Genomic DNA, 23094 nt, shown 5'->3' with positions numbered 1-23094 from the left:
GGCTTCGGCTTTTGGCGGGGTGGGTTATGGACCCGCTGCTCAGGGGGGGGGGCGGGGGCCCCCCCCCCCCCCCCCGGTTCCGCGGCTGCGGCTCTAGCGGACCGGGTGGCCCGCCTCCTGGAGGGTGGCCTTGACCTCCGGGATGCGCAGGTCGCCGAAGTGGAAGACCGAGGCGGCGAGGACCGCGTCGGCGCCCGCCGCGATCGCCGGCGGGAAGTGCTCCAGCTTGCCGGCGCCGCCCGAGGCGATCACGGGGACGGTCACGCAAGCGCGCACGGCCTTGATCATCTCGGTGTCGTAGCCGTCCTTGGTGCCGTCGGCGTCCATCGAGTTCAGCAGGATCTCCCCCGCGCCCAGCTCGGCCGCCCTGTGGGCCCACTCCACGGCGTCCATGCCGGTGCCCCGGCGGCCGCCGTGGGTGGTGACCTCGAAGGAGCCGGAGGCGGTCCGCCGGGCGTCCACCGACAGGACGAGCACCTGCCGGCCGAAGCGCTCGGCGATCTCCTGGATGAGCTCGGGGCGGGCGATGGCGGCGGTGTTCACGCCCACCTTGTCCGCTCCGGCGCGCAGCAGCCTGTCGACGTCGTCGGCCGTGCGGACACCGCCGCCGACGGTGAGCGGGATGAAGACCTGTTCGGCGGTGCGGCGCACCACGTCGTAGGTGGTCTCGCGGTTGCCGGAGGACGCGGTGATGTCGAGGAAGGTCAGCTCGTCGGCGCCCTCGGCGTCGTACAGCTTGGCCATCTCCACCGGGTCCCCGGCGTCGCGCAGGTTCTGGAAGTTGACGCCCTTGACGACCCGGCCGTTGTCCACGTCCAGGCAGGGGATCACGCGTACGGCGAGGCTCATGCGGGCACCGCCTTGTACGCCTCGACCTCCACCTCGACGACCATCGACGGGTCGACGAAGCCGGAGACGATCAGCATCGTCGCGGCGGGACGGACCGCGTCGAAGAGCTCCTTGTGGGCGCGGCCCACTTCCTCCACGTCGCGGGCGTGCGTCAGGTACATGCGGGTGCGGACCACGTCCTCGGGGCCGAGACCGGCCTGGGCGAGGGCCTTGAAGGCGACGCCGAAGGCCGCGACGGCCTGGTCGTACGGCCCGCCCGCGTCGGCCGCGGTGCAGCCGGAGACGAGCACCAGGCCGTTCGGCAGCTGCACGGCGCGCGAGTACGCGATGACGTCCTCGTAGGGGCCGCCGGAGGAGATCCGGCGCACTTCGGACGGGCTGCTCATGCGTTGACCACCTTCAGGGCTTCTTCCAGGGTGAAGGCCTTGGCGTACAGGGCCTTGCCGACGATCGCGCCCTCGACGCCCAGCGGGACCAGCTCGGACAGGGCCCGCAGGTCGTCGAGGCTGGAGATGCCGCCGGAGGCGACGACGGGCCGGTCGGTGGCGGCGCAGACGCCTCGCAGCAGCTCCAGGTTGGGGCCGGTCAGCGTGCCGTCCTTGCCGATGTCGGTGACGACGTAGCGCGCGCAGCCCTCGGAGTCGAGGCGGGCGAGCGTCTCGTACAGGTCGCCGCCCTCGCTGGTCCAGCCGCGGCCCTTCAGGGTGGTGCCGCGGACGTCGAGGCCGATCGCGATGCGGTCACCGTGCTCGGCGATGGCCTTGGCGGCCCACTCGGGGGTCTCCAGGGCGGCGGTGCCGAGGTTGACGCGGGTGCAGCCGGTGGCGAGGGCCGCGGCGAGCGAGGCGTCGTCGCGGATGCCGCCGGACAGCTCGACCTTGATGTCCATGGCGCGGGTGATCTCGGCCACCAGGGCACGGTTGTCACCGGTGCCGAAGGCGGCGTCGAGGTCGACGAGGTGCAGCCACTGGGCGCCGGAGCGCTGCCAGGCCAGGGCGGCCTCGAGCGGTGAGCCGTAGGAGGTCTCGCTGCCGGACACCCCGTGCACGAGGCGGACGGCCTGGCCGTCGCGGACGTCGACCGCGGGGAGGAGTTCCAGCTTCGCTGCGGGCTCGGTCATCACAGGGTCTCGATCCAGTTGGTGAGGAGCTGGGCGCCGGCGTCGCCGGACTTCTCGGGGTGGAACTGGGTCGCCCACAGGGCCCTGTTCTCCACCGCCGCGACGAAGGGCTCGCCGTGCGTGGCCCAGGTCACGCGGGGGGCGCGGATCGCCGGGTTGGTGACCTCAAGGCTCCACTCGCGCACCGCGTAGGAGTGCACGAAGTAGAACCGGGCGTCGGCGTCGAGACCGGCGAAGGCCTGGCTGTCGGCCGGAGCCTCGACGGTGTTCCAGCCCATGTGGGGGACGACGGGGGCCTTGAGCGGGCCGACGGTGCCGGGCCACTCGTCGAGACCTGAAGTCTCCACGCCGTGCTCGATGCCGCGCTCGAAGAGGATCTGCATGCCGACGCAGATGCCCATGACCGGGCGGCCGCCGGACAGCCGGCGGCCGATGATCCAGTCGCCGCGGGCGTCCTTGAGGCCCCGCATGCAGGCGGAGAAGGCACCGACACCGGGGACGAGCAGCCCGTCGGCGTCCATGGCCTTGTCGTAGTCGCGGGTGATCTCGACGTCGGCGCCGACGCGGGCCAGGGCCCGCTCGGCGGAACGGATGTTGCCGAAGCCGTAGTCGAAGACCACGACGGTCTTGCGTGCTGCGCTCATTCCCAGATTCCTTGGATTCGCAGGACTCCGGCGGCGAGGCACATCGCGGAGCCGATGGCGAGCAGGATGACGACCGACTTCGGCATCTGCTGCTTCTGGAAGGAGTAGACGCCGCCGGCCAGGAACAGGCCGAAGACGATCAGGATCGTGTTGAGCCCGTTCACGCTAGAGGGCGCCCTTCGTGGAGGGCAGGATGCCGGCCGCACGCGGGTCGAACTCGGCGGCGTAGCGCAGGGCCCGGGCGAGGGCCTTGAACTGGCACTCCACGATGTGGTGGGCGTTGCGGCCGTAGGGGACGTGGATGTGCAGGGCGATCTGGGCCTGCGCGACGAAGGACTCGAAGATGTGCCGGGTCATCGTCGTGTCGTAGGAGCCGATCATCGGCGCCATGGTCTCGGGCTCGGTGTGCACGAGGTAGGGGCGGCCGGACAGGTCCACGGTCACCTGGGCGAGGGACTCGTCGAGGGGCACGGTGCAGTTGCCGAAGCGGTAGATGCCCACCTTGTCGCCGAGGGCCTGGCGGAAGGCGGCGCCGAGCGCGAGGGCGGTGTCCTCGATGGTGTGGTGGGTGTCGATGTGCAGGTCGCCGTCGGTCTTGACGGTGAGGTCGAAGAGGCCGTGGCGGCCGAGCTGGTCGAGCATGTGGTCGAAGAAGCCCACACCCGTCGACACGTCGACCCGGCCGGTGCCGTCGAGGTTTATCTCGACGACGACGGAGGTCTCCTTCGTGGTCCGTTCGACCCGTCCGATGCGGCTCATGCGTGCTGCTCCTTCTTCAGTGCGCGAACCGCTTCCAGGAACGCGTCGTTCTCGTCGGGGGTGCCGGCGGTGACCCGCAGCCGGCCCGGTACGCCGTTGTCCCGGACCAGGACACCCTGATCGAGGATCTTCTGCCACGCGGCGTGCGCGTCCTCGAACCTGCCGAACTGGACGAAGTTCGCGTCGGACGCGGTGACCTCGTAGCCGATGGCGCGCAATTCGTCGACCAGGCGGTCGCGCTCGGCCTTGAGCTGCTCGACGTAGCCGAGCAGGGTGTCGGTGTGCTCCAGGGCGGCCAGGGCGGTCGCCTGGGTGACGGCCGACAGGTGGTACGGCAGGCGCACCAGCTGGACGGCGTCGACCACGGCGGGGTGCGCGGCCAGGTAGCCCAGGCGCAGGCCGGCGGCGCCGAAGGCCTTGGACATGGTGCGGGAGACCACCAGGTTCGGCCGTCCCTCGATCAGGGGCAGCAGCGACTCGTGGTGGCTGAACTCCACGTACGCCTCGTCCACGACCACCAGGCAGGGCTTGGCGGCCTGGGCGGCCTCGTGGAGGGCCAGGACCGTGTCGGCCCCGACCGCGGTGCCCGTGGGGTTGTTGGGGGAGGTGATGAAGACGACGTCGGGGGCGTGCGCGGCGATGGCCCGCTCGGCCGCCGCCACGTCGATGGTGAAGTCGTCGCGGCGCGGGCCGGAGATCCAGCCGGTGCCGGTGCCCCGTGAGATCAGCGCGTGCATCGAGTACGAGGGCTCGAAGCCGATCGCGGTGCGCCCCGGACCGCCGAAGGTCTGCAGCAGCTGCTGGATGACCTCGTTGGAGCCGTTGGCGGCCCAGACGTTCTCCAGCGCGACCGGGTGGCCGCCGGTGCGGGTGAGGTAGGCGGCCAGCGCGGTGCGCAGCTCCACCGCGTCCCGGTCGGGGTAGCGGTTGAGGGTGCGGGCGGCGTCGGCGACGCGCTCGGCGATGCGCCGTACGAGCGGTTCGGGCAGCTCGTACGGGTTCTCGTTGGTGTTCAGCTGGACGGGCACGTCGAGCTGCGGGGCGCCGTACGGGGTCTTGCCGCGCAGTTCGTCGCGGATGGGGAGGTCGTCGATGCCGATGTTCGCCGTCATGCGGTCGGCACCTTCCATCCGAAGCGCGCCTTGAGGGCGGCGCCGTGCGCGGGCAGGTCCTCGGCCTCGGCGAGCGTCACCACGTGGTGGGTGACCTCGGCCAGGGCGTCGCGCGTGTAGTCGACGATGTGGATGCCGCGCAGGAAGGACTGCACGGACAGGCCGGAGGAGTGGCAGGCGCAGCCGCCGGTGGGCAGCACGTGGTTCGACCCGGCGCAGTAGTCGCCGAGGGAGACCGGGGCCCACGGGCCGACGAAGACCGCGCCGGCGTTGCGCACCCGGGCGGCCCAGGCGGCGGCGTCCGCGGTCTGGATCTCCAGGTGCTCGGCGCCGTACGCGTCGACCACCTTGAGGCCGTCCTCCAGGCTGTCGACCAGGACGATCGCGGACTGCTTGCCGGCGAGGGCGGGCTTGATCCGGTCCTCGACGTGCTTGGTCGCGGCGACCTGCGGCTCCAGCTCCCGCTCGACGGCGTCCGCGAGCTCCGCGGAGTCCGTCACGAGCACGGCCGCGGCCAGCGGGTCGTGCTCGGCCTGGCTGATCAGGTCGGCGGCGACGTGCACCGGGTCGGCGGTGGAGTCCGCGAGGACGGCGATCTCGGTCGGGCCGGCCTCGGTGTCGATGCCGATCCTGCCGGTGAAGTAGCGCTTGGCGGCGGCCACCCAGATGTTGCCGGGGCCCGTCACCATGTTCACGGGCGGGCAGCCGTCGGGCCCGGAGGTGCCGTACGCGAACATCGCGACGGCCACGGCGCCGCCGACCGCGTACACCTCGTCCACGCCGAGCAGCGCGCAGGCGGCGAGGATCGTGGGGTGCGGCAGACCGCCGAACTCCTTCTGCGGCGGGGACGCGAGCGCGATCGACTCGACGCCCGCCTCCTGCGCCGGGACGACGTTCATCACGACGGAGGACGGGTACACCGAGCGGCCGCCCGGGGCGTACAGCCCCACGCGCTCCACCGGAACCCACTTCTCGGTCACCGTGCCGCCGGGGACCACCTGGGTGGTGTGCTCGCTGCGGCGCTGGCTGCGGTGGACGATCCGGGCGCGCCGGATCGACTCCTCCAGGGCGGCGCGGACGGCCGGGTCCAGCTGCTCCAGGGCGGCCCGGATGGCCTGCGCGGGCACCCGGACCTGCGAGAGCTCGACCCCGTCGAACATGCGCGCGTACTCGATCAGCGCCGCCGTGCCGCGATGATGGACGTCCTCGCAGATGGGCCGCACCTTCTCCAGGGCGGCTTCCACGTCGAACTCGGCACGGGGCAGCAGATCGCGCAGGGCGCCACCCTCGGGGAGGGCGTCACCGCGCAGGTCGATACGAGAGATCACGCCCCAATTCTCTCAGACCGCCCAGCGGCACCGTCCGCCCGTATCACTGGCTGATACACGCCCCGGATGTCACAGGCCCCCGATAGCGTTGATCACCGTGATCGTCCGGACGTGCGGACGACAGCGGAGGGGGGCCGCCATGGCCGAGGCACGCGCGGGGGAGGAACCGGCGGATCTGCACCCTGCCGAGCGGCGCGTGTGGGAGGCGTACCGCACAGGCACGGTCTGCGACCTGAGCTCCCCGGGCTACGGCCGGGAGGCGCCGGCGGGCGCCACCGACCGGACCGACCCGCACGGCGAGCACGTCTGGGGCCCGGAGCGCAGCGTCCGCGCCGAGGTGGTGGCGCTGCTCCTGCTGCACGGGCCGGCGCCGGTGCCGGGCCGCGTGGCCTCGCTCAAGCTGCGGGGCGTGCGGATCACGGGCCGGCTGGACCTGTCGGGGGGCGCGGTCGGCCCGTACGTGGAGCTGCGGTCCTGCCGCTTCGATGGCGAGATCCAGCTGTCCGAGGCCCGCTTCGGCACCCTGCGCCTGGTCGACTGCGCGATACCGCGGCTGGAGGCGGCCCGCCTGCACACCGAGGGCGACCTGCACCTGCCGCGCTGCCGGGTGGCCCGGGGCGTCCGGCTGACCGACGCGCAGATCGGCACCGACCTGCTGGTGAGCCAGGCGGTGGTGCGGCCGGACGCCAAGGGCCGGGCGATCGCCGCCGACGGGATGTCGGTGGCGCAGGACTTCCAGGGCGAGCTGCTGGAGACCTACGGCGAGGTGAGCCTGCGCGGCGCGACGGTCGGTGTGTCGATGAACCTGCGCGGGGCCCGCCTGACCAACCCGTACGGCAGGTACGCGCTGAACGCCCCGCAGCTGACCGTCGAGCGGACGTTGTACCTGACCTCGATCGCGCTGGACCACGTCCCGGGCTCGAACTCCTCCACTCCCCCGTACGGGCTGGGCCTGCTCCCGGCGCACGGGCAGCGCGCGCGGCGCTTCGAGTGCCGGGGCGGGCTGCGGCTGGACGACGGCCGCTTCGGCGACGCCATCGACTTCTTCGGGGCCCGCTTCGAGCTCACGCCGGAGCAGGAGATATCCCTGCGCAGGATCCAGACCCCCGAGTTCCGCTTCGTCGGGGAGCGGCCGGAGCGCGGCCGGGTCGTGGTGTCGGGGGCGAAGGTGGTCAAACTCGTCGACGCCTCCACCAGCTGGCCGGGCCCGGGCGGGGTGTCCATCGAGGGGTTCGTCTACGAGAACCTGGCGCCCCGCGGCCACTTCCCCCTGTCCCGCCGGCTCGAGTGGGTGGCGGCGGCCACCCCCGAGTACTCGCCCGAGCCGTACGAGCGCCTGGCGGCCGTGCTGCGGGCCGGCGGGGAGGACGCCGAGGCCCGCGAGGTGCTGCTGGCCAAGCAGCGGCGGCGCCGGGGGACCCTGCCGCCGGCGGCGAGGGCCTGGGGCTACCTCCAGGACTGGACGGTGGTCTACGGCTACCGCCCGGGCCGGGCCGCGCTGTGGATGGCGGTCCTGTGGGCGGCGGGCACCCTGCTGTTCTCGCAGCACCGGCCGCCCCCGATCAAGGAGAACGAGCATCCGGAGTGGGACGCCGCCCTGTACGCCCTGGACCTGCTGCTTCCGGTGATCGACCTGGGTCAGCAGGCGCAGTGGAAGGTGGACGGCGGCTGGCAGTGGGGAGCGGCGGCGCTGATCCTCCTGGGGTGGATCCTGGCCACGACGGTGGCGGCCGGGGCGTCCCGCGTGCTGAGGCGAGGGTGACGGCGCCGGCCCGGCGGCCACTACCCTGTGCCTCGTGACCACCGTTCGCCTGCCCCTCTTCCCGCTGAACTCGGTGCTGTTCCCGGGACTCGTCCTCCCGCTGAACATCTTCGAGGAGCGTTATCGCGCCATGATGCGCGAGCTGCTGAAGACGGGCGAGGACGAACCGCGCCGCTTCGCGGTCGTCGCCATCCGCGACGGCCGCGAGGTGGCGCCGACCGCGCCCGGCCTGCCCGACCCGACGTCCGTGCCGGAGCGGGGCCCCGCCGCGGGCTTCGGCGCCGACCCGGTGCAGGCCTTCCACCGGGTGGGCTGCATCGCGGACGCGGCGACGATCCGGGAGCGGGAGGACGGCAGCTTCGAGGTCCTCGCGACGGGCACCTCGCGGGTCCGGCTGCTCTCGGTCGACTCCTCGGGCCCCTTCCTCACGGCGGAGCTCGAGGAGCTCCCGGAGGACGCGGGCGAGGGCGCGGGCGCCCTGGCCGAGGGAGTGCTGCGGGCCTTTCGCGCCTACCAGAAGCGGCTGGCCGGGGCCCGGGAGCGGTCCTTGACCGGTGCGGAGCTCCCCGACGAGCCGTCGGTGGTGTCGTACCTGGTGGCGGCGGCCGCGGTGCTGGACATCCCGGCCAAGCAGCGGCTGCTCCAGGCCCCGGACACGGCGACCCGGCTGGCGGAGGAGCTGAAGCTGCTGCGCGCCGAGACGGCGGTGATCCGCCACCTGCCCTCGCTGCCCGCGGTGGAGCTGACCCGCACCCCGACGAGCCCGAACTGACGGCTGAGCGATGGCGAGGAAGTCCAGGCAGGCGGCGGGCACCCCGGCGATCGCGGCCCTCACGGCGGCCGGCGTCGCCTTCACCACGCACGCGTACGAGCACGACCCGGCGCACCCCTCCTACGGGGAGGAGGCGGCGCAGGCGCTCGGCGTCTCGCCGGCGCAGGTCTTCAAGACGCTGGTCGCCGACGTGGACGGGGCCCTGACGGTGGCGGTGGTCCCGGTGTCGGGATCGCTGGACCTGAAGGCTCTGGCGGCGGCGGTCGGCGGCAAGCGGGCGGCGATGGCCGACCCGGTACTGGCGGAGCGCACCACGGGCTACGTGCGGGGCGGCATCTCACCGCTGGGGCAGCGGCGCCGGCTGCGCACGGTCCTCGACGCCTCCGCCGCGGAGCACGCCACCATCTGCTGCTCGGCGGGCCGCCGCGGCCTGGAGATCGAACTGTCCCCGGCGGACCTGACCGCCCTCACGGACGCCACGCTCGCCCCGATCGCCCGCCCCTGAGCCCGCGGGCGCGGCACCGGGCCGCGGCCCGTGCCGGGGCGGTCAGCCGCGCGGAGGCTCCGGCGGGATGACGGGCTCGGAAGGGGCGACGGGCTCGGCCGGGTGGTGGTAGCCGGTCCAGCCGGGCGGCGGGCCCGGATCCGGGTCGCGGGGGGACCACAGGGCCGTCAGCGCCAGGTGGACCAGGACGGCGGACATCGGCCAGACCAGCAGCGCCCCGTGCGCCAGCAGTTCCGGCGGCGCGTCGAACGGCACGCCCTTGCCCGCCCGGGCGGCAGCGGCGGCCAGGTCGGGCGACGGCCCCAGCCAGAGCCCGAACCGCCACCCCACCAGCGCGGCGAAGACCGACCCGACCGCGAGCCCGATGACCAGGGGCACCCCGCCGGCCCGGCGCCACAGGAAGGTGCCGACCGCGCTCAGCACGCCCAGCCCGGCCGACAGCAGGAAGAACGTCCCGTCGGCCCCGATCCGCGCCTCGCTCTCGGTGTTGCGCAGGAACACCGCCTCCCCGTTCGAGACGTACTGCACGCGCGGCGCCAGCCACAGCCACAGCGCACCGAGGAGCAGCCCCGCCACCGCGACCACCAGGGCGACGGCGGCGCCGTCCCGGACGTCCTCGGGGGTGACGGCGGGGGCGGGGGCCGCCGGCCGCTCGGGCGGGAGCGACGGCGGGTCGTACGGGGACGGCGGGGTCACGGCTTCGGTCACCCCCACATCGTGCCAGGTCCCGGACGACCGGCGCCGCCCGGCACGGGCAACCGCACGGCGACCGGGCCAGGCGACCGCGGGGCCGGCGTCAGCGGACCGCCGCCCGCCGATACGCCCACGTGGCGACGGCCAGCGACAGCACGCCCACCGCCGCGCACACGCCGAGGTCGACGGCGACCGCGGCCCAGTCCGGATCCGGGGCGAAGGTCTGCGCGAAGGCCTCCACGCCGTAGGTGGACGGCAGCAGGTCCCGCGCCCACACGATCACCTCCGGCATCCGCTCGGGCGGCAGCACCCCCAGCAGCAGCGCGGCCGACATGCCGAGCTGCCCGGCGAGCGTCGCCAGCTCCTGCCGGGGCGCCAGCAGTCCCAGCGCCGCGCCGAGCCCGGCCAGGGCCGCACCGGCCAGCGGCACCACCGCGGCCAGGATCCACAGCCCGCCCATCGGCAGCCCGAACAGCAGGCATCCGAACACGGCGGTGACCAGCGTGCCCGGCAGCGTGAAGGAGGCGTACGCGGCGGCCGCGCCCAGGACCACCGAGGCGGGCGGCACCGGCAGCGTGGCGTAGTGGTCGAGCCCGCCGCTCGCCCGCAGCTGCCCGAAGTACTGCGCGAGCAGGTTCAGCGCGACGAAGGCGACGACGAGGACGGAGGAGCCGGCCACGACGGCCCGGGCCTCCGAACCACCGTCCACCACCCCCCGCATCAGGATCATGATGCCGACGGACTGGAAGGTGGCCACGAACAGCAGCGGGATCCGCGCCACCCGCGCCCGGGACAGCTGCGCCCGGTAGACGGCGGCCAGCGCCGGCAGCAGCCCCGCCCGCGGGGCCAGCGGCGCCGCGGCGGCCTGCCGGGCCTCGGCCGGAGCACCGGCCGGGGGCGCGGTGGCGCCCCGCCCGGCGGCCGCGACCGGCACGACGGTGTGTGCCGTACGGTCGCTCACGACTTCACCAGCCCCTTCGTCTTCCCACCGAGTGCCAGGTAGACGTCCTCCAGGCTCGGCGTGGCCAGCGTGAAGTCGTCGAGGGCGGCGAAGGCCGGCCCTCCGGTGACCGCGGCCACTGCGGCGCGTGCCTCCTCCGGCGGCAGCCGCAGCAGCCAGCGCCGGCCGGACTCGGCGGCGACCGGGCGCAGCGCCGCGACCTCCGGCACGTCCAGCGGGGCGCGCTCGCGCCACACGAGTTCCAGGCGGACCTCGCCCGAGACCCTGGCCTTGAGTCCGGCGGGCGTGTCGCAGGCGATGACCCTGCCCTGATCGATGACGGCGACCCGGTCCAGGACGGTCTCGGCCTCGATGACGTTGTGGGTGACGAGGACGACGGTGGCGCCGTGCCGCTCGCGCCGCCGGTCCACCGCAGACCACACGGCGCGCCGGGCCACCGGGTCCATTCCGGTGGTGGGTTCGTCGAGGACGAGCACCGGCCGCTCCCCCACCAGCGCGGTGGCGAAGCACGCGAGGCGCCGCTGCCCGCCGGAGAGCTTCTTCAGGGGCCGCCCGGCGATCCCGGTCAGCCCGAGCTCCTCCAGGACGTCGTCCCGCGCGGCCCGGGCCGCGCGTGCGTCGAGCCCGCGCAGCCGCCCCGTGGTCTCGGCGGCCAGCGACACGGTCAGCTCGTCCAGCGCGGTCGACTCCTGGCCCAGGTAGGCGAGCAGCCGCGAGGCCCGTTCGGGGTGGCGTACGAGGTCGTGGCCGAGCAGGGTGACGGTGCCGGCGTCGGGGCGCATCAGGCCGGTGAGCTGGCGGACGAGCGTGGACTTGCCGGAGCCGTTGGGGCCGAGCAGGCCGAAGATCTCGCCGCGCCGGACCTCCAGGCAGACGCCGTCGCTGGCCCGGGTCTCGGGCAGGGCCGGGACCCCGCGCCGGCCGCGTACGGCGGGATAGGTCTTGACCAGGTCACGCACCGCGCAGACGACGTCGGAGCCGGCTGCCGCGGCCGCCGCCGTGCCGCTGTGCTCTTGTGCTGTGCCCGTGCTCACGAGGGAGCAGCCTACGCGGCTCCCGCCCCTACTCGGCCCCCGGGGTCGTCGGGGCGCTCGGGTTCAGGGGTGCGGTTCCCGGGGCCGCGGCGGGTACGGCGGCCACGTGTTCGGCGGCTGCGCGGACGTCGATCTCGCGCCAGAACCCGGCGCGGATGGCGTAGCGGTCGTGCTCGTCGATCTGGTCGTCCTTGTGCGCGAGCAGGCCGAACCGGGCGGCGTAGCGCAGCAGCTCCCCGTCGATCCGGTGCGGGATGCGCGGGTACATGGTGGCCAGCTTCTGGAGGTGGACGGTCTCCGGGAGCCGCTCCATCCAGCGCCGGGCGAACACCTGTCCCACTTCGAACGGGTCGCCTCCGACGGTGGTGATGTCCTCCTCCCGGTCGGCCCAGCGCTGTTCGGCGCTGGTGAGCTGGGCGAGGGTGGGCAGGGAGGCGGTCTCGGCGGGTTCGCCGAGCGGTCCGGCGCGGTCGACCCAGCCCTTGTCGGAGGACCAGCGCAGGGCGCTGCCGGCCGGGGTGTGCCCGCCGTGCGGCCCGTTCGGCGGCGCGGCCGGCTGTCCGGGGGCGCGCAGCGAGCCGGCGAGGTCCTTGGGCGTCGGTACGTGCCGGCCGCCGGCGGTGGCGGGCGCGGGGACCGGGAGGCCGTCCGCGTCGTCGTCCCCGGCGGGCGCGGAGCCGTTGCGGGCGGCCTCGGCCAGTGCCGCTTCGGGCAGCGGGGCGGAGAGGATGGCGGCGATGTCCGGGCGGGGCGCGGGGGGCGGGGAGCACAGGCCGGTGAGGTCCTTGGCGCGGACCGCCCGGGTGATCCAGGCGCGGTCGAGGACGCGGCGCTCGTCGGCCTCCGCGACGAGGTCCTCGGACTGGTTGTAGTCCCCGTCGGCGGCCTGCACCGCCCACAGGTGGACGGCGACGCCGTGCTCCTTGGCGGACATCAGCCCGGGCAGCAGGTCTCCGTCGCCGGTCACCAGGACCACGTCGGAGCAGGCGCGGTTGCGGGCCAGTTCGGTGAGTTCGGCGTGCATGGCGGCGTCGACGCCCTTCTGCGCCCAGCGGCCGTCGCTGCGGGTCAGGGCGCCCAGCCGGACGGTGACGCGCGGCATGACGCGCAGCCGCCGGTGCTCGGGCTGGGGCACGCGGTCGGGTGCGCCGTCGAACCAGTAGATGCGCAGCAGGGGCTGCTCGGTGTCGGCCTCGGCCCGCTCGCGCAGGCCCTGGATGAGGGCGGCGTGGTCGACGGTGATGCGGGAGCGGGAGGGCTCCCCTGCGAGAAGGCTCGCGGCGGCACCCAGCAGGTAGCCGGCGTCCACCAGGACGACGCAGCGGTCCACGCGTTCCACCTTCTTCCCTGGGGGTTCCTCGGTGTTTTCGTCGGGTGCCCCGAGTCTGCCCGACCGCAAGGGTGTTGACGGCCGGAACTCGATCATCGGCGTGGCGGATCTCACAAGGGGGCCGGGGAGGAGCGCGGCTACGCGCGGTAATGATCCAAAATGCGCCGTTTCTGGCGCTGTGTGAGTGTGAAGGCGGTCCTGGCCCCTAGACCCCATCACGGAGGCTCCACCATGGCCAAGAACAAGCAGCAGAAGCAGCCCAAGCAGTCGGCGCGCTCGTCGCAGGACCCGTCGAGGAGCTCGACGGAATCCTCGCCCGACACGCACGCCCAGGCGCCGAGTCCGATGGATCTGGCGCACAAGAGCAGGTCCAAGCGGTTCGGCCACAACTGACGCGGCCGACGCGGATGAGCGAAGGGCCTGCCCGGCACCGCCGGACAGGCCCTTCGCCATGCTGCCGAGCGGCTATCCGGCCAGGCAGGACGGGCCGAGCAGCACCTTGAGGTCGCCGAAGAGGGCGGGGTCGGGCTGGACCCGGTGCCGGTCGAGGCGCAGCACGGTGGTGGTGCGCGGCCCCTGGAGCTTGATCCGCACCTCGGTGTTGCCCTTGTGGTGGCGCAGGATCTCGCCCAGACGGGTCACCATCGGCGGGGTGACCTTCACGGTGGGGATGGTGAGGACCACCGGGGCGTTGGTGCCGGCCGAGCTGAGGTCGGGGACCATCATCTCCATGGCGACCAGGCGGGGCACGTCCTCGCGCTTGTCGAGGCGGCCCTTGACGAAGACGACGGTGTCCTCGACCAGCTGGGTGGAGACGAGCTGGTAGGTCGCGGGGAAGAACATGCACTCGATGGAGCCGGCCAGGTCCTCGACGGTGGCGATGGCCCAGGCGTTGCCCTGCTTGGTCATCTTGCGCTGGAGGCCCGAGATGATGCCGCCGATGGTGACGACGGCGCCGTCGGAGTGCTCGCCGCCGGTCAGCTGCGAGATGCCGGCGTCGGTCTTGTCGGAGAGCACGTGCTCCAGGCCGAAGAGCGGGTGGTCGGAGACGTAGAGCCCGAGCATCTCGCGCTCCTGGGCGAGCAGGTAGGACTTCTCCCACTCCACGTCGGAGAACTCGACGTCGAGGCCGAAGCCGGGCTCGTCGGCCGCGCCCTCGTCGCCCATCCCGCCGAAGAGGTCGAACTGCCCCTCGGCCTCCTTGCGCTTGACCGCGACCACGTTGTCGATCATCGACTCATGGTGGGCGACCAGCCCCTTGCGGGTGTGGCCCATCTCGTCGAAGGCGCCGGCCTTGATCAGCGACTCGATGGTGCGCTTGTTGCAGACGACGGCCTCGACCTTGTCCAGGAAGTCGGGGAAGGAGGAGAACTTCCCCTTGGCCTTCCTGGTCTTGATGATCGAGTCGACGACGTTCTGGCCGACGTTGCGCACGGCGGTCAGGCCGAACAGGATCACGTCGTCGCCCTGGGCGGCGAAGTTCGACTCCGACTCGTTCACGTTCGGCGGGAGCACCTTGATGCCCATGCGCCGGCACTCGTTCAGGTAGATCGCGGACTTGTCCTTGTCGTCCTTGACCGAGGTGAGCAGGCCGGCCATGTACTCGGCCGGGTAGTTCGCCTTGAGGTAGGCGGTCCAGTAGGAGACCAGTCCGTACGCGGCCGAGTGGGCCTTGTTGAAGGCGTAGCCGGCGAAGGGGACCAGGACGTCCCAGAGCTTTTGGATGGCCTCGTCGCTGTAGCCGTTCTTGCGGGCGCCGGCCTGGAAGATGGTGAAGTTCTTCGCCAGCTCCTCGGGCTTCTTCTTGCCCATCACGCGGCGCAGGATGTCGGCCTCGCCGAGCGAGTACCCGGCGATGATCTGGGCGGCCTTCTGCACCTGCTCCTGGTAGACGATCAGGCCGTAGGTGACCGCGAGCACCTCTTCGAGCGGCTTCTCCAGCTCGGGGTGGATCGGGGTGATCTCCTGCTGCTTGTTCTTGCGCAGGGCGTAGTTCGTGTGCGAGTTCATGCCCATCGGGCCCGGGCGGTAGAGCGCGGACACGGCGGAGATGTCTTCGAAGTTGTCGGGCTTCATCAGGCGCAGCAGGGAGCGCATGGGCCCGCCGTCGAACTGGAAGACGCCGAGGGTGTCGCCGCGGCCCAGCAGCTCGAAGGTCTTGGGGTCGTCGAGCGGGAGGGCCAGGAGGTCGATGTCGATCCCCTTGTTGGCCTTCACCATCTTGACGGCGTCGTCCATGATCGTGAGGTTGCGCAGGCCCAGGAAGTCCATCTTCAGCAGGCCGAGCGACTCGCAGCTCGGGTAGTCCCACTGGGTGATGGTGACGCCGTCGGTGTGCCGCACCCAGACCGGTACGTGGTCGGTGATCGTCTCGCTGGACATGATCACGCCGGCGGCGTGCACGCCCATCTGGCGGACCAGGCCCTCGACGCCGCGGGCGGTGTCGATGACCTTCTTCACGTCGGGCTCGTTCTCGTACATCCCGCGGATCTCGCCCGCCTCGCTGTAGCGCGGGTGCGAGGGGTCGAGGATGCCGGAGAGCGGGATGCCCTTGCCGAGGACGTCGGCGGGCATGGCCTTGGTGAGGCGGTCGCCCATGGCGTAGGGGTAGCCGAGGACGCGCGCGGAGTCCTTGATCGCGTTCTTGGCCTTGATGGTGCCGTAGGTGCCGATCATGGCCACCTTGTCCTGGCCGTACTTCTCCGTCACGTACCGGATCACCTCGACGCGCCTGCGCTCGTCGAAGTCGATGTCGACGTCGGGCATCGAGACGCGCTCGGGGTTCAGGAAGCGCTCGAAGATCAGGCCGTGCGGGATCGGGTCGAGGTCGGTGATGCCCATGGCGTAGGCGACGATCGAGCCGGCCGCGGAGCCTCGGCCGGGGCCGACCGCGATGCCCTGGTTCTTGGCCCACATGATGAAGTCGGCGACCACGAGGAAGTAGCCGGGGAAGCCCATCGAGATGATCGTGTCCATCTCGTACTCGACCTGCTTCATGCGGTCCTCGGGGATGCCCCCGGGGAAGCGGCGGTGCATGCCGCGCATGGTCTCCTCGCGGAACCAGGTGACCTCGGTGTAGCCCTCCGGGATGTCGAACTTCGGCATCAGGTTCCGGAACGTGAACATGCCCTCGGTGTCGACCTGCTCCGCGACCAGCCGGGTGTTGGCGCAGCCCTCCTGCCAGGCGTCCGAGGAGTCGATGGCGTACATCTCCTCCGTGGACTTCAGGTAGTAGCCGGTGCCGTCGAAGCGGAAGCGGTCGGGGTCGGAGAGGTTCTTGCCGGTCTGGATGCACAGCAGGGCGTCGTGGGCGGCGGCCTCGTGCGCGTAGGTGTAGTGCGAGTCGTTGGTGACCAGGGGCGGGATGCCGAGCTTCTTGCCGATCTCCAGCAGCCCGTCGCGGACCCGGCGCTCGATCTCGATCCCGTGGTCCATCAGCTCCAGGAAGTAGCGCTCCTTGCCGAAGATGTCCTGGTATTCGGAGGCGGCCTTCAGCGCCTCGTCGAACTGCCCCAGGCGCAGCCGCGTCTGCAGCTCGCCGGAGGGGCAGCCGGTGGAGGCGATCAGGCCCTCCGACCACTTGGAGATGGTCTCCTTGTCCATGCGCGGCCACTTGGTCAGCCAGCCCTCCGCATAGGCGTCGGAGGACAGCCGGAAGAGGTTGTGCAGCCCGGTGGCGTTCGCCGCCCAGATCGTCTTGTGGGTGTAGCCGCCGGAACCGGAGACGTCGTCGCGCTTCTGGTGCGGCTGCCCCCACTGGATGCGCCGCTTGTTGCGCCGGGACTCGGGCGCGACGTACGCCTCGATGCCGATGATCGGGGTGACCCCGGCCTTCTTGGCGGAGTGGAAGAAGTCGTAGGCGCCGTGCAGGTTGCCGTGGTCGGACATGGCGATGTGCGTCATGCCCATCTCGTTGCACGCGTTGAACATGTCCTTCAGCCGCGCGGCACCGTCCAGCAGGGAGTACTGGGTGTGGACGTGCAGGTGCGTGAACGGCGGCTTGGTCACGGTGGGGGTCCTCCGGTGGGGCAAGAGTGGCGGCAGCTACGAATCCTACGTCTCCGGGCTGACACGTCCCGGGCACCGGCGGGTACCTTCAGGCGTTGCACAGCCGAGGACACCCGTCCGCAGACACGATCTCCCCAGATCAGCCCCGCACCACCAGGAGGCACCCGCCATGGCGGTTCCCGAGACGACCGACGAGCAGCGCGCCGAGCAGATACTCGACGTGTTCGACACCGCCTTCGGGGAGCTGCTCGCCGCCGACCCCGCCGCCTTCCAGGTCAAATTCCGCAAGATGGCCGCCTCGGCCTTCGCGTTCTACCGGGGCACCGCCTGCCTCTTCTACGCGGACCTGGAGCGGGAGCGGCACGGCGGCCCCTACCTGGACGAGCGGACGGGCCGGGTGTGGATCCACGGCGATCTGCACGCGGAGAACTTCGGCACCTACATGGACTCCAACGGCCGGCTGATCTTCAACGTCAACGACTTCGACGAGGCGTACGTCGGCCCGTTCACCTGGGACCTGAAGCGCTTCGCCGCCTCCGTGGCGCTGATCGGCTACACCAAGGCGCTCAGCGACGACCAGATCGGCGCGCTGGTCCGGGTCTACGCGGCCGCGTACCGCGAGCGGATCCACGCCCTGGCCGTCCGGGGCCAGGACCCGTACGAGCACGCGGTGTCCTCCTTCACCCTCGACACCGCCGAGGGCCCGCTGCTGGGCGCCCTGCGCGCGGCCCGGTCCCGCACCCGCTTCTCCCTGCTGGACTCGATGACGGAGATCCGCGACTTCGAGCGCCGCTTCGCGCCGGGCCCGGGCACCATCGAGCTGGACGCGGCCACCCGGTACAAGGTGCTGGCCGCCTTCGACGGATATCTGGAGACGCTGCCCGACGAGTCGCTAGTCCGTCCCGACTCCTACCGCGTCAAGGACGTGGTGGGCCGCCGGGGCATCGGGATCGGCTCGGCGGGGCTGCCCTCCTACAACATCCTGCTGGAGGGGCACAGCGACGCCCTGGAGAACGACGTCGTGATCTACCTCAAGCAGGCGCAGACCCCGGCGGTCTCCCGGCACATCACCGACCGGGCCGTGCGGGACTACTTCCGGCACGAGGGGCACCGCACGGTGATCTCCCAGCGCGCCCTGCAGGCCCACGCCGACCCGTGGCTGGGCTGGACGGAGCTGGACGGCGCTGGCCAGCTGGTGGCGGAGGTCTCCCCGTACGCGGTGGACCTGGACTGGTCGGACCTGGACGACCCGGAGGAGATCGCGGCCGTCGTGGCGGACCTGGGCCGGGCCACGGCGACCATGCACGGGGCGGCGGACGCCGCCGAGAGCGGCCAGAGCCTGGTGCCGTTCTCCACCGAGCGGGCCATCGACGCGGCCATCGCGGCCGACGAGGAGGGCTTCGCGGACCTGCTGGTCGACTTCGCCCACGCCTACGGGGCCCGGGCGCGCGCCGACCACCAGATCTTCGTGGACCTCTTCCGCAACGGCCGGCTCGCTCCCGCGGCCGCGGCCGGGAGGGCCCCCCGGTAGCAGGGGGCCGGCGGGACCTGCGGAACGCTTCCACAGGGACGCATGGCACACTCGCGGCGATGGACATATCAGGGGCGGGACTCAGGGGGCTGCGGGCCGCGCTGTTCAGCGCGCTCGTCGTGCTGCTGTCCGCCGGCTCGCACGTCCTGATGTCCCGGGTCCCGCTGCCGCCCGCGCTGGTGGGCGGGGCGTTCGCCGCCGTGTTCGCGCTCGCCTACGCGCTGGCCGGACGCGAGCGGGGCTTCGGCCCGATCGCCGGGCTGCTCGTCCCGCTGGAGCTGGCCGCCGACACCGCCTTCACCGCCGGCCAGCACTTCTGCTACGGCGCGGCGGGCGGCCCCGTCTCGGGCCCGCTGCGCGCGCTCGGCCTGGAGGAGCTGTGCGGCGGAGCCCCGGTGGGCGGGCCGCTCGCCGAGGTGGCCGGGCCCGCCGGCGACCCGGCGGCGCTGCTGTCCGCCCCGGGGCCCTGGACGCCCTGGCTGCTGCTCGCCGCCCACGTCGCGGTCGGGCTGCTGGCCGCCGGATGGCTCCGCCACGGCGAGCGGGCGCTGGGCCGGCTGCTGCACGCCGTGGCCGCCTTCGCGTTCCGGCCCCTGCTGCTGGCGGGGGCTCCGGCGGCGGTGGCCGCGGGGCGGCCCCGGCGGGCGCCGCGGCCGGTCATACCGGGCACGGGGGCCCGTACGCGCTTCCCCGCCCACTCCGTGGGACGGCGGGGACCTCCCGTGGCCGGCGCGCTCGCACGCGCCTGACGCACAGCAGGACCCCCCGCACGTCATGACCCACGGAGACCACCATGAGTTCACGCAACAGCCAGGCCAGCAAGGCAGCCGCCCGCGAGCGGCTGCGCGCCGAGCGCGCGGCGCAGGCGAAGAAGGACAAGGCGCGCCGCCAGGTGCTGGTGGCGGGCGCGGTCGTGGCCGCCCTCGCCCTGGCCGGCGGTGTCGGCTACCTGATCATGCAGGCCAACGAGCCGGGCTACTGGGACAAGGCCGCGACGGCCGAGCTGGTCAAGCCGAAGAACACCGAGGGCGAGGACGGCACCACGGTCCTCATCGGCAAGCCCGACGCCAAGAAGACCCTGGAGGTCTACGAGGACTCGCGCTGCCCGGCCTGCGCCCAGTTCGAGCAGGCGGTCGGCGACCAGATCACCAAGGACGTCGAGGCCGGCAAGTACAGGCTCCGGTACTTCGGCGCCACGTTCATCGACAACGGCGTCAAGGGCGAGGGCTCGAAGAACGCCCTCAGCGCCCTGGGCGCGGCGCTCGACGTCAGCCCCGAGGCCTTCCTCGGCTACAAGGCCGCGCTCTATTCCAAGGAGCTGCACCCCGAGGAGACCGTCGACAGCTTCGGCAAGGACGACTACCTGCTGAAGGTCGCGGACACGGTCCCGGCGCTCAAGGGCAACGCCGCGTTCAAGAAGGCCGTCGAGGACGGCACCTACGACCGGTGGGCGCTGGAGATGTCGAAGGCCTTCAACAAGTCCGGTGTCACGGGGACGCCGACGCTGAAGATGGACGGCAAGAAGATCGACACCCCGGGGACCCCGGAGCAGTTCACGGCCGCGATCGACAAGGCCCTGCAGGGCTGACCCCCGGCCAATTCCGGGGGCCTTGTTTCCGGACACTGCGGTCCCAACGGGCGGGCGGACTCCGGGAGTTCGTCCGCCCGCCACATTCCCGGCCCTGTTCCCGCGGGCGTACCCGCCGGTAATGTGATGGTCCGTGACCAGTCAACTCTCCTCCGCCGCGCACGGCTCGAACCCCCGCCGTCGCACGGTCGTCCTCGCTGCCGCGGCGACGGCCGCCCTGGCCCCCCTCGCCTCCCTGGGCGCCCCCGCCGCCCACGCCGCCGAGGGCGCACCGGCCTTCCTGCACGGCGTCGCCTCCGGCGACCCGCTGCCCGACGGGATCCTGCTGTGGACCCGCGTCACCCCCACCCCCGAGGCCGTGCCCGGCTCCGGACTCGGCCCGGCCGTCCAGGTCGGCTGGGAGGTGGCCGCCGACCGCGACTTCACCCGCGTCGTCGCCGAGGGCACCGTCACGGCGAGCGCCGCCGCCGACCACACGGTCAAGGTGGACGTGCGCGGACTGCGGCCGCAGACCTCCTACTGGTACCGGTTCACGGCCGGCGCCGCCGTCTCGCCCGTGGGCCGCACCCGCACCACCCCCGGCCACGACGTCACCACCGCGGGGGTCCGCTTCGGCGTGGTGTCGTGTGCCAACTGGGAGTCCGGCTACTTCTCCGCCTACCGCCACCTGGCCGCCCGCGGCGACCTCGACGCGGTCCTGCACCTCGGCGACTACATCTACGAGTACCAGTCCGGCGGGTACCCGGAGGCGAAGTACACCGTCCGCGCCCACGAGCCGAGGCACGAGATCGTCTCGCTGGCCGACTACCGCACCCGGCACGGCAGGTACAAGACGGACGCCGACCTCCAGGCACTGCACCACGCCCACCCGGTCGTCGCCATCTGGGACGACCACGAGTTCGCGAACGACATGTGGTCCGGCGGCGCCGAGAACCACACCCCGGGGGCGGAGGGCGACTGGGCGGCCCGTGCGGCCGCCGCCAAGCAGGCCTACTTCGAGTGGATGCCGGTGCGCACCTCCACCGCGGGCACCGTCTACCGGCGGTTGCGCTTCGGCACCCTCGCCGACCTGCACCTCCTCGACCTGCGTTCGTTCCGCTCGCAGCAGGTCAAGGTGGGCAGCGGTTCGGTGGACGACCCCGAGCGCACCCTCACCGGGCGCGCCCAGCTGGACTGGCTGAAGTCGGGCCTCGCGGGCTCCACCGCGACCTGGAAGCTGGTCGGCACCTCGGTGATGATCTCGCCGGTGGCCTTCGGTTCACTCCCCGCGCACCTGCTGGGACCGCTGGCCGAGTTGCTCGGCCTGCCCGAGGGGGGCATAGCGGTCAACGTGGACCAGTGGGACGGCTACACGGACGACCGCAAGGAACTCCTGGGCCACTTGAGGGACCGGGGCGTCAAGAACACGGTGTTCCTGACCGGCGACATCCACATGGCCTGGGCCAACGAGGTCCCGGTCAACATGGCGACCTACCCCGGCTCGGGGACGGCGGCGACCGAGTTCGTGGTCACCTCGGTGACCTCGGACAACCTGGACGACATCCTGCACGTGCCGGCGGACACCGCCTCGCTGGTCGCCGAGTCGGCCATCAAGGCCGCCAACTGGCACGTGAAGTGGCTCGACATGGACGCCCACGGCTACGGCGTGCTGGACGTGACGGCGGAGCGCTCGCAGATGGACTACTTCGTGGTGTCCGACAAGCGGCGGCAGGACGCCACGGCCGCCTGGTCCCGCTCGTACCGGACCCTGAACGGCACGCAGCGGGTGGAGCGCTCCTACCAGCCCGTTCGCTGATCCACCGTCAAATCTTCTGCCGCAGGGGGCGCCTGGTCCGTACCAGGCGCCCCCTGTGCGCTTCGGCAACAAATCTTTTACGTCAGCCCCTTGACCTGAATATGTCATGCACACATAAGCTTCGCGCCAGCTGAAGAAGATCCTTCAGCCATCACCCCCCACCCGCGAGGAGCACACGTGCGCGCTTCTGCCCGCATATCCCCCCTTCTCCGCCGCCGCCTGATGGGCACGGCGGTCCTGGCCGGAACCCTGGCCTTCACCCCGCTCGCCGCCCCCACCACACTCGCCGCAGCCAAGACCCCCACCGAGGTCTGCGCCGAGGAGGGCACCGCGGCGGGCGCGGCCGGCGCCCGTGTCGCACGCGGCCACGAGGAGCACGCGGACGAGCCGAACGAGGTCACCGACGCCCAGGCGAAGGCCATGGACGCCGACCTCAAGGCGAAGCTGGACAAGGCCCTGAAGAACCAGCCGCAGCGCAGCCTGCGCGCGGCCGAGGCCGTCACGAACATCCCCGTGTACTTCCACGTCGTCCACTCGGGCACCGCGGGCAAGCTGACGTCCACGGACATCGCCAAGCAGCTGGAGGTCCTGAACGCCGCGTACGGCGGCCAGGGCACCGGCAACGTGAACTCCAACTTCCAGTTCACCCTCGCCGCCACCGACTACACGGACAACGCCTCCTGGTACAACCTGGCCTCCGGCTCCCAGGCCGAGAAGGACATGAAGAGCACCCTGCGCAAGGGGGGCCCGGGCGCGCTCAACTTCTACACCGCCAAGCTCTCCGGCGGCCTGCTCGGCTGGGCTACCTTCCCGACCTCCTACGCCTCCGCGCCCGCGATGGACGGCGTGGTCGTCCTGGACAGCTCGCTGCCCGGCGGCTCCGCCGCCAACTACAACGAGGGCGACACCGCGACCCACGAGGTCGGCCACTGGCTGGGGCTCTACCACACCTTCCAGGGCGGCTGCAACGGAAACGGGGACTACGTCTCCGACACCCCGGCCGAGAAGAGCGCCGCGTACGAGTGCCCGACCGGGCGCGACAGCTGCGCGAGCAAGCCGGGCGTGGACCCCATCCGCAACTTCATGGACTACACGTACGACTCCTGCATGTACCAGTTCACCGCCGGCCAGATCGCGCGCATGACCAGCAGCTGGACGGCCTACCGGGCCGGCTGAACGCCCTGACCCCGGACACACCCCGGCCCCGGGGGGGGGGGGGGGGGGGGGGGGGGGGGGGGGGGGGGGGGGGGGGGGGGGGGGGGGGGGGGGGGGGGGGGCGGAAGCGCTGCGTCACCTCTGTGGG

At 72.5% G+C, this 23094-nt stretch carries 22 protein-coding genes; 9 read left to right on the top strand and 13 right to left on the bottom strand.

The features are described from left to right. Nucleotides 1–93 precede the first annotated feature (93 nt). The 8 genes from hisF to hisD are packed head-to-tail and all read right to left on the bottom strand — an operon-like array spanning nucleotide 94 to nucleotide 5812. Nucleotides 94–849: an imidazole glycerol phosphate synthase subunit HisF gene (hisF, locus tag AC07FY_RS03165; protein WP_478999545.1), complete on the bottom strand. Its 756-nt coding sequence runs from the start codon at nucleotides 847–849 to the stop codon at nucleotides 94–96. After that, nucleotides 846–1235 carry a RidA family protein gene (locus AC07FY_RS03160; RefSeq protein WP_478999543.1) on the bottom strand — a complete coding sequence of 130 codons (390 nt, stop codon included), beginning with the start codon at nucleotides 1233–1235 and terminating at the stop codon, nucleotides 846–848. The genes hisF and AC07FY_RS03160 overlap by 4 nt, the downstream gene beginning before the upstream one ends. Continuing rightward, nucleotides 1232–1969, bottom strand: a complete 738-nt coding sequence (priA, locus tag AC07FY_RS03155; RefSeq protein ID WP_478999541.1) for a bifunctional 1-(5-phosphoribosyl)-5-((5-phosphoribosylamino)methylideneamino)imidazole-4-carboxamide isomerase/phosphoribosylanthranilate isomerase PriA — start codon at nucleotides 1967–1969, stop codon at nucleotides 1232–1234. The genes AC07FY_RS03160 and priA overlap by 4 nt, the downstream gene beginning before the upstream one ends. After that, nucleotides 1969–2613, bottom strand: a complete 645-nt coding sequence (gene hisH, locus AC07FY_RS03150) for an imidazole glycerol phosphate synthase subunit HisH (protein WP_478999539.1) — start codon at nucleotides 2611–2613, stop codon at nucleotides 1969–1971. Before hisH ends, priA begins: the two co-directional genes overlap by 1 nt. Beyond that, a complete protein-coding gene (locus AC07FY_RS03145) occupies nucleotides 2610–2777 on the bottom strand; it encodes a hypothetical protein (protein ID WP_030291963.1) in 168 nt (55 codons plus the stop codon). The genes hisH and AC07FY_RS03145 overlap by 4 nt, the downstream gene beginning before the upstream one ends. Before the next feature lies 1 nt (nucleotide 2778). Continuing rightward, the gene (hisB, locus tag AC07FY_RS03140) at nucleotides 2779–3372 is read right to left on the bottom strand and encodes an imidazoleglycerol-phosphate dehydratase HisB (protein ID WP_478999537.1); all 594 of its coding nucleotides are present in this window, start codon (nucleotides 3370–3372) and stop codon (nucleotides 2779–2781) included. Beyond that, on the bottom strand, nucleotides 3369–4484 hold the full coding sequence (locus tag AC07FY_RS03135) for a histidinol-phosphate transaminase (protein ID WP_478999535.1): 1116 nt from the start codon (nucleotides 4482–4484) through the stop codon (nucleotides 3369–3371). The genes hisB and AC07FY_RS03135 overlap by 4 nt, the downstream gene beginning before the upstream one ends. Continuing rightward, nucleotides 4481–5812: a histidinol dehydrogenase gene (hisD, locus tag AC07FY_RS03130; RefSeq protein WP_478999534.1), complete on the bottom strand. Its 1332-nt coding sequence runs from the start codon at nucleotides 5810–5812 to the stop codon at nucleotides 4481–4483. The genes AC07FY_RS03135 and hisD overlap by 4 nt, the downstream gene beginning before the upstream one ends. A gap of 139 nt (nucleotides 5813–5951) precedes the next feature. Between hisD and AC07FY_RS03125 the strand changes: the two genes are divergently transcribed. Genes AC07FY_RS03125 through ybaK form a run of 3 tightly spaced genes read left to right on the top strand, consistent with a single transcriptional unit; the run spans nucleotide 5952 to nucleotide 8851 of the window. After that, nucleotides 5952–7574, top strand: a complete 1623-nt coding sequence (locus AC07FY_RS03125; RefSeq protein ID WP_478999532.1) for an oxidoreductase — start codon at nucleotides 5952–5954, stop codon at nucleotides 7572–7574. 34 nt (nucleotides 7575–7608) lie between these two features. Then, on the top strand, nucleotides 7609–8346 hold the full coding sequence (locus AC07FY_RS03120; protein WP_478999530.1) for an LON peptidase substrate-binding domain-containing protein: 738 nt from the start codon (nucleotides 7609–7611) through the stop codon (nucleotides 8344–8346). A 10-nt stretch (nucleotides 8347–8356) separates the two neighbouring features. Then, entirely contained in the window at nucleotides 8357–8851 is a 495-nt protein-coding gene (ybaK, locus tag AC07FY_RS03115) for a Cys-tRNA(Pro) deacylase (protein ID WP_478999528.1), read from the top strand. 42 nt (nucleotides 8852–8893) lie between these two features. Here the strand turns inward: ybaK and AC07FY_RS03110 are convergent, their stop codons facing one another. From AC07FY_RS03110 to AC07FY_RS03095, 4 genes are all read right to left on the bottom strand, one after another. Next, on the bottom strand, nucleotides 8894–9559 hold the full coding sequence (locus AC07FY_RS03110; RefSeq protein ID WP_478999526.1) for a hypothetical protein: 666 nt from the start codon (nucleotides 9557–9559) through the stop codon (nucleotides 8894–8896). 88 nt (nucleotides 9560–9647) lie between these two features. Then, nucleotides 9648–10505 (bottom strand): ABC transporter permease, encoded by an 858-nt coding sequence (locus tag AC07FY_RS03105; protein ID WP_478999524.1) that lies wholly within the window; start codon nucleotides 10503–10505, stop codon nucleotides 9648–9650. Continuing rightward, on the bottom strand, nucleotides 10502–11539 hold the full coding sequence (locus AC07FY_RS03100; RefSeq protein ID WP_478999523.1) for an ABC transporter ATP-binding protein: 1038 nt from the start codon (nucleotides 11537–11539) through the stop codon (nucleotides 10502–10504). Before AC07FY_RS03100 ends, AC07FY_RS03105 begins: the two co-directional genes overlap by 4 nt. Nucleotides 11540–11567: 28 nt before the next feature. After that, a complete protein-coding gene (locus AC07FY_RS03095) occupies nucleotides 11568–12878 on the bottom strand; it encodes an NYN domain-containing protein (RefSeq protein ID WP_478999521.1) in 1311 nt (436 codons plus the stop codon). A 222-nt stretch (nucleotides 12879–13100) separates the two neighbouring features. Here AC07FY_RS03095 and AC07FY_RS03090 point away from each other — a divergent pair, with 222 nt between their 5' ends. After that, complete coding sequence (locus tag AC07FY_RS03090) at nucleotides 13101–13262, top strand: hypothetical protein (RefSeq protein WP_478999520.1); 162 nt, start codon at nucleotides 13101–13103, stop codon at nucleotides 13260–13262. A gap of 72 nt (nucleotides 13263–13334) precedes the next feature. Here the strand turns inward: AC07FY_RS03090 and dnaE are convergent, their stop codons facing one another. Continuing rightward, a complete protein-coding gene (gene dnaE / locus AC07FY_RS03085) occupies nucleotides 13335–16877 on the bottom strand; it encodes a DNA polymerase III subunit alpha (RefSeq protein WP_478999518.1) in 3543 nt (1180 codons plus the stop codon). Between the two features lie 169 nt (nucleotides 16878–17046). On the opposite strand from dnaE, the gene AC07FY_RS03080 reads away from it, so the two are divergent. The 5 genes from AC07FY_RS03080 (at nucleotide 17047) to AC07FY_RS03060 (ending at nucleotide 22967) form a co-directional block, all read left to right on the top strand. After that, nucleotides 17047–18408, top strand: coding sequence for a DUF2252 domain-containing protein (locus AC07FY_RS03080; protein ID WP_478999516.1), 1362 nt, complete (start codon nucleotides 17047–17049; stop codon nucleotides 18406–18408). A 59-nt stretch (nucleotides 18409–18467) separates the two neighbouring features. After that, entirely contained in the window at nucleotides 18468–19157 is a 690-nt protein-coding gene (locus AC07FY_RS03075; RefSeq protein WP_478999514.1) for a hypothetical protein, read from the top strand. Nucleotides 19158–19201: 44 nt separating this feature from the next. After that, nucleotides 19202–19996: a DsbA family protein gene (locus tag AC07FY_RS03070; RefSeq protein WP_478999512.1), complete on the top strand. Its 795-nt coding sequence runs from the start codon at nucleotides 19202–19204 to the stop codon at nucleotides 19994–19996. 133 nt (nucleotides 19997–20129) lie between these two features. Then, nucleotides 20130–21791, top strand: coding sequence for an alkaline phosphatase D family protein (locus AC07FY_RS03065; protein ID WP_478999510.1), 1662 nt, complete (start codon nucleotides 20130–20132; stop codon nucleotides 21789–21791). A gap of 222 nt (nucleotides 21792–22013) precedes the next feature. Further along, the gene (locus AC07FY_RS03060; RefSeq protein WP_478999898.1) at nucleotides 22014–22967 is read left to right on the top strand and encodes a zinc metalloprotease; all 954 of its coding nucleotides are present in this window, start codon (nucleotides 22014–22016) and stop codon (nucleotides 22965–22967) included. Nucleotides 22968–23094: the final 127 nt, after the last annotated feature.

This window comes from Streptomyces sp. NPDC045967, assembly GCF_056430495.1.
The sequence above is the reverse complement of the archived record's forward strand: the minus strand, read 5'-3'. Positions and strand labels throughout refer to the sequence as shown.